The sequence below is a fragment of the Flavobacterium sp. UBA6195 genome (assembly GCF_002422095.1).
In the GTDB taxonomy this organism is placed as follows: Bacteria; Bacteroidota; Bacteroidia; order Flavobacteriales; family Flavobacteriaceae; genus Flavobacterium.
On sequence record NZ_DITB01000034.1, the window covers coordinates 1 to 5,423 of the forward strand.

The following is a 5,423-nucleotide window of genomic DNA, read 5'->3' on the forward strand; positions in this document are numbered from 1 at the left end:
AAATTCCAAACTTGTTCTAACTTTTAGTTAGCAATTTAGTAAAATTGGAATTTGGGATTTAGTAATTGGAATTTTTACTTTTATAAACAACAAATAAAAAAAATACAAAATGGCAAATATTACTGCTGCAGACGTAAATAAATTAAGAACTATCACTGGTGCTGGAATGATGGATTGTAAAAAAGCATTAGTGGAGGCTGAAGGAGATTTCGATTTAGCTATCGAAAACTTAAGAAAAAAAGGTCAAAAAGTAGCTGCTAACCGTTCAGATAGAGAATCTACTGAAGGAGCTGCTGTTGCTGTTATCAATGCTGACTACACTGCTGGAGTTGCAATCACTTTAAACTGTGAAACTGACTTCGTAGGTAAAAACGAATCTTTCGTTAAATTAGCAAATGATTTAGCTAACCAAGCTTTAAACTATGCTACTAAAGAAGAATTATTAGCTTCTGATTTCAACGGAATCACTGTTGCTGAGAAATTAATCGAGCAAACTGGAGTAATTGGAGAAAAAATCGAAATCGGTGCTTTCGAAAGATTAGAAGGTGCTTATGTTGGTTCTTACATTCACGCTGGTAAAATCGCTACATTAGTGGCATTATCTGCAAATGTTGCTGGTGCTGACGAAGCTGCTAAAAACGTTGCAATGCAAGCTGCCGCTATGAACCCAATTGCTTTAAACGAAGCTGGTGTTGATGCTGCAATCATTGAAAAAGAAATTGAAATTGCTAAAGAGCAATTAAGAGCTGAAGGAAAACCAGAAGCAATGTTAGACAACATTTCTAAAGGAAAAATCCAACGTTTCTACAAAGACAATACTTTAGTAAACCAAGATTTTATCAAAGACAGTTCTATGAGTGTTGCTAACTACATTAAATCTGTAGATGCTAACTTAACTGTTACAGGTTTCAGAAGAGTTGCTTTAGGATAATTTATCCAACTCAATCATATTAAAAACTTCAATCTTCGGGTTGAAGTTTTTTTTTGCAATATAATTCTCTACTTTTGGTAAAACAATTGCTATGTTTCAAAGAAGAAAAGATATTATTTATGTAATTCTTGCTGGTATTTTTATCACCAATGCTCTAGTTGCTGAATTAATAGGTGGAAAATTAATTTACATTGGAGATGTTGTATTGAGTTTAGGTATTTTACCTTGGCCCATTGTCTTCATTACAACCGATTTAATCAACGAATACTTTGGTGAAAAAGGGGTAAAAAAACTATCCTTCATTACGGCAGGATTAATTGCTTATACTTTTTTTCTACTGTTGATTGGATTACAAATTCCTGCAGTTAAAGGCGATGGTTTAATTACAGACGAACAATTTTCTGCTGTTTTCGGGCAAAGTATGTGGATTATTGTGGGAAGTATCACAGCTTTTTTAGTTTCCCAATTAATTGATGTTACCATTTTCCATTTTGTAAAAAACCGAACGGGTAAAAAAATGATTTGGTTGAGAAGTACGGGCTCAACCGTTATTTCACAACTTTTTGATAGTTTTATTGTATTAGGAATTGCATTTTGGCTACCTGGAAAAATTGATACTAAAATGTTCATTGCATCCGCATTAACCGGATATACTGTAAAACTTTTAATTGCTGTTGGATTAACACCGTTGATTTATTTAGGTCATTATTTAATTGAAAAATACTTAGCTAGAGATGCAAAATAAAACCCGATGCGCTTGGTGCGAAAAAGATGATTTATACCGAAATTATCATGATAACGAATGGGGAAAACCTGTTTATGATGATGAAACTATTTTCGAATTTTTAATTTTAGAAACGTTTCAAGCAGGATTGAGTTGGTACACTGTTTTAGCTAAAAGAGAAAATTTTAGAAGCGCATTTGATAATTTCGATATAATAAAAATAGCTAATTATTCTGATGAAAAAATAGCAGAATTAGCTGAAGATGCAGGAATTATTCGGAACAAATTAAAGATTAAAGCTACGGTTACCAATGCGCAAGCGTTTATAAAAGTGCAAGAAGAATTTGGGACATTTTCTAAATATATTTGGGGTTTTGTAGATGGAAAACCAATTGACAACCACCCCAAAACTTTAAGCGAAGTCAAAGCCACCACTCCTATCTCAGATGCTTTGAGCAAAGATTTAAAAAAACGCGGATTTAAATTTGTGGGTTCTACTGTAGTATATGCTCACATGCAAGCCACTGGAATGGTAAATGATCATGTAATGGATTGCTGGACAAGAAAATAAGATTATGAGTAACGACCCACTTCACGGAAAACCATTAAAAACTATTGTTGAGCAATTAGTAGATTTTTACGGTTTTGACACTTTGGCAGAACTTATAAACATCAATTGTTTTAAAGAAAATCCATCTGTAAATTCTACTTTAAAATTTTTAAGAAAAACAGATTGGGCACGAAAAAAAGTAGAGGAATTGTATGTGAGAACGTTGCCAAAGTTTTAAAAGAAAAAACTCATAAATCCTTCAATATTATTTATTATCATAAAGAATATTAGAATTTCAAAAACAATAAAAATTAATAACTTCAACAAAAAATGAACTTTATTTTTTACTAAATAATTTATCAATAAAAAAAATATTAAATTGATTAGTGTAGTTATAAATACAACAAACAATAACAAAGCCCCAATATTACCTGTTAAAAACATATCATTAATTTTTTTAAGACTTCAACACCATTAAAAAATCTTCTCTCTCAATTTCTACGCAACCTAAACTGGCTAAATGATCGTTATACACTTGACAATCTAATAAACGATAATTTGCCATTTCTAATTGTTTTGCTAAAGCTATAAAAGCCATTTTACTAGCATTTGAAACTTTAGAAAACATACTTTCACCACAAAAAATATAACCTAAATCCACGCCATACAAACCACCTACTAATTCATCATCTTGCCAAACCTCAACACTTTTGGCTATACCCAATTCATGAAGTTTACAATATGCTTCCACCATATTGTCGGTAATCCAAGTACCTGGTTGATCTTTTCTGGATATTTTTTTGCAATTTAGAATTACATCTCTAAAAGCGGTATTGAACGTAACTTTAAATTTTCTTTGATTGATAACGTTTCGCATGCTTTTTGAAATCTTTAAATCTTCAAAAAACAAAACCATACGTTCTGGCGGACTCCACCACAATATTGGCTCATCATCTTCAAACCAAGGAAAAATACCTGAATTATAAGCCAAAACAAGTCGTTCTGGAGATAAATCGCCTCCTACCGCAACAATTCCTTCTGGAGAAGCGGTTTCAACTGGTGGGAAATATAATTCTTGGGTTAAATAGTACATCTCTTTAAATTTAGAATTCAGAAATTAGAATTTAGAAAAAGAAAAAGCCAGAAATTATAAAACTTCTGACTTCTAACTTCTGACTTCTAACTTTTAAAAAGGTAAATCGTCGTGTTCTTCTTCATTAAAGTTGGTTGCTGGTTCAAAAGCGGCTGCTGGTGGCATTGGTGGCATTTGAGGTGCCGCTGCTGCAGCAGGAACTTCTGCTTGTGCTTTTTCAATTCTCCAACCCTGGATAGAGTTAAAATATTTTGTTTCTCCTTGTGGATTTACCCATTCTCTACCTCTTAAATTGATAGAAACTTTTACTTGTTCACCAACATTATAATTATTTAATAAATCGGTTTTATCTTGTGTAAACTCGATTAAAATATGCTGTGGATATTGCTCTTCTGTAGTTACTACAAGCTCTCTCTTTTTAAAAGATGCACTTACTTGTTGAACTGGATTAATTACTTTTACTCTTCCTAAAACTTCCATAATACTAAAATTTATTTTTTTGCTAATAACAATTTCCAAGCATCAATCGCTCTTCCATTATCTACATACTCTTTTGCTTTTTGAAATTTTGTATCCAAATCATCAGCACTTAAAACGGCTTTGACTTCAAAATTTTCTTTTACAAATATAGCAATTTCTTCTTCGGTTGGAATATTTTCTATATTTCCTAATCTTGCTAAATCATTCCCTGTAAAATAACCACTTTCTTTAATAAAATCTGGAATACTATCAACTCCAATTCCTAAAGTAGTTAGCGGTTTTTCCACTTCAAACATGCCTACATTTGAACGACTGTACCAATTAGCTCCCATTCGGGCAACTAAGTCGATTTTGTATTGATCAATCATTCCGTTGGCATCTAAAATAGCTTCGTTGATGTGAATTTTTACTACTTCGCAAATCACTAAATTGCCTGCACCTCCTTGGTCACCTAATGCAATCACATCATTAATCTTACATTCAAATTGCACCGGACTTTCTGCTACACGAAACGGTTTTACTTTATCTGATTTTAGCATTGTAAATCCGGCCTTTTCAAACTCATTTACACCGTCTGGATATTCGGTACTTGATAAGGACATCTGCTCTACAATATCATAATTCACCACATTAACGACTACTTCTTTTGTACTTTGAGCATTAATTAAAGTATGTTTAACTGTATTATCGCGAACACGTCTTGCTGGTGAAAAAATTAAAATTGGTGGATTTGAGCTAAATACATTAAAAAAACTGAATGGCGATAAATTTGGATTTCCATTACTATCTAAAGTACTTGCAAAAGCGATAGGTCTTGGTGCTACGGCACTTTGCAAATAGCTTTGTAATTTTGCTGGCGCTATTTCTTTTGGATCGATGCTTAACATGTTGAAACTTTTTTACAAAGATAACAAGAACAAAGGCAATTTCAATCCCAAAATTTTTGGGACAAAAATCAAAAGCAAATACAAGAATAAACATCAAATTAAAAAGGATTTTAGTATTTTTACTTCAAATACGAATACATGCAGTTTTCAGAAAGACGAAATCTTACGCGTTGGTTTATTATAATAGCTTCTTTTTTCATTGTAGTTTTAATACTTTGGAATACCTATAACTTTTTTCAGATTTTCAAAAACGAAGAACGAGCAAAAATGGAGTTTTGGGCAAGTGCACAAAAAACTTTAGCTAATGCCAATGAATTTACAGATATTGAATTACCCTTTCAAATTATCCAAAACAATACTACAATACCAATGATTGTTACGGATAGCAAAGATTCCATTATAAGTCACAACAATATTGATGAAGCTATTGCAAATGACACTACAGCGTTAAAAAAATATTTTAACTCAATTAAAAACGACAACCAACCCATAAAAATGCAACTTTCCGAGAAAAGTTATCAGTTAGTCTATTATGGGAATTCCCCTTTATTAAACAAATTGAAATATTATCCTGTTGCTTTATTGTTGATTATAATTTTATTTGGTGCTGTTGTCTATAATTTTTATCGCGCAACCAAAATGGCAACACAAAATAAACTTTGGGCTGGAATGGCAAAGGAAACAGCACATCAAATAGGAACACCTTTGTCTTCTTTAATTGGATGGTTGGAATTTTTAAAATTGGAAAACATTGATGA

The 5,423-nt window shown here is 32.0% G+C and carries 7 protein-coding genes and 1 pseudogene; 5 read left to right on the forward strand and 3 right to left on the reverse strand.

Annotated elements, in window-relative coordinates:
• Positions 1-109 precede the first annotated feature (109 nt).
• The 4 genes from tsf to B4I81_RS02590 all read left to right on the forward strand — a co-directional run bounded on the left by tsf (position 110) and on the right by B4I81_RS02590 (position 2,443).
• Complete coding sequence (tsf, locus tag B4I81_RS02575) at positions 110-931, forward strand: translation elongation factor Ts (RefSeq protein WP_291107077.1); 822 nt, start codon at positions 110-112, stop codon at positions 929-931.
• 91 nt (positions 932-1,022) lie between these two features.
• A complete protein-coding gene (locus B4I81_RS02580) occupies positions 1,023-1,676 on the forward strand; it encodes a queuosine precursor transporter (protein ID WP_291107080.1) in 654 nt (217 codons plus the stop codon).
• Positions 1,666-2,226, forward strand: a complete 561-nt coding sequence (locus B4I81_RS02585; protein WP_291107082.1) for a DNA-3-methyladenine glycosylase I — start codon at positions 1,666-1,668, stop codon at positions 2,224-2,226. Before B4I81_RS02580 ends, B4I81_RS02585 begins: the two co-directional genes overlap by 11 nt.
• A 4-nt stretch (positions 2,227-2,230) precedes the next feature.
• Positions 2,231-2,443, forward strand: coding sequence for a VF530 family protein (locus B4I81_RS02590; protein ID WP_291107085.1), 213 nt, complete (start codon positions 2,231-2,233; stop codon positions 2,441-2,443).
• A 219-nt stretch (positions 2,444-2,662) separates the two neighbouring features.
• Here the strand turns inward: B4I81_RS02590 and aat are convergent, their stop codons facing one another.
• From aat to B4I81_RS02605, 3 genes are all read right to left on the reverse strand, one after another.
• Positions 2,663-3,298, reverse strand: a complete 636-nt coding sequence (aat, locus tag B4I81_RS02595; protein WP_291107088.1) for a leucyl/phenylalanyl-tRNA--protein transferase — start codon at positions 3,296-3,298, stop codon at positions 2,663-2,665.
• 93 nt (positions 3,299-3,391) lie between these two features.
• The gene (locus B4I81_RS02600) at positions 3,392-3,778 is read right to left on the reverse strand and encodes a DUF3127 domain-containing protein (RefSeq protein WP_291107091.1); all 387 of its coding nucleotides are present in this window, start codon (positions 3,776-3,778) and stop codon (positions 3,392-3,394) included.
• Positions 3,779-3,789: 11 nt separating this feature from the next.
• Positions 3,790-4,665 carry a flavin reductase family protein gene (locus tag B4I81_RS02605; protein WP_291107094.1) on the reverse strand — a complete coding sequence of 292 codons (876 nt, stop codon included), beginning with the start codon at positions 4,663-4,665 and terminating at the stop codon, positions 3,790-3,792.
• A 138-nt stretch (positions 4,666-4,803) separates the two neighbouring features.
• Here B4I81_RS02605 and B4I81_RS02610 point away from each other — a divergent pair.
• A pseudogene (locus B4I81_RS02610) lies at positions 4,804-5,423 on the forward strand (sensor histidine kinase); the annotation flags it as partial.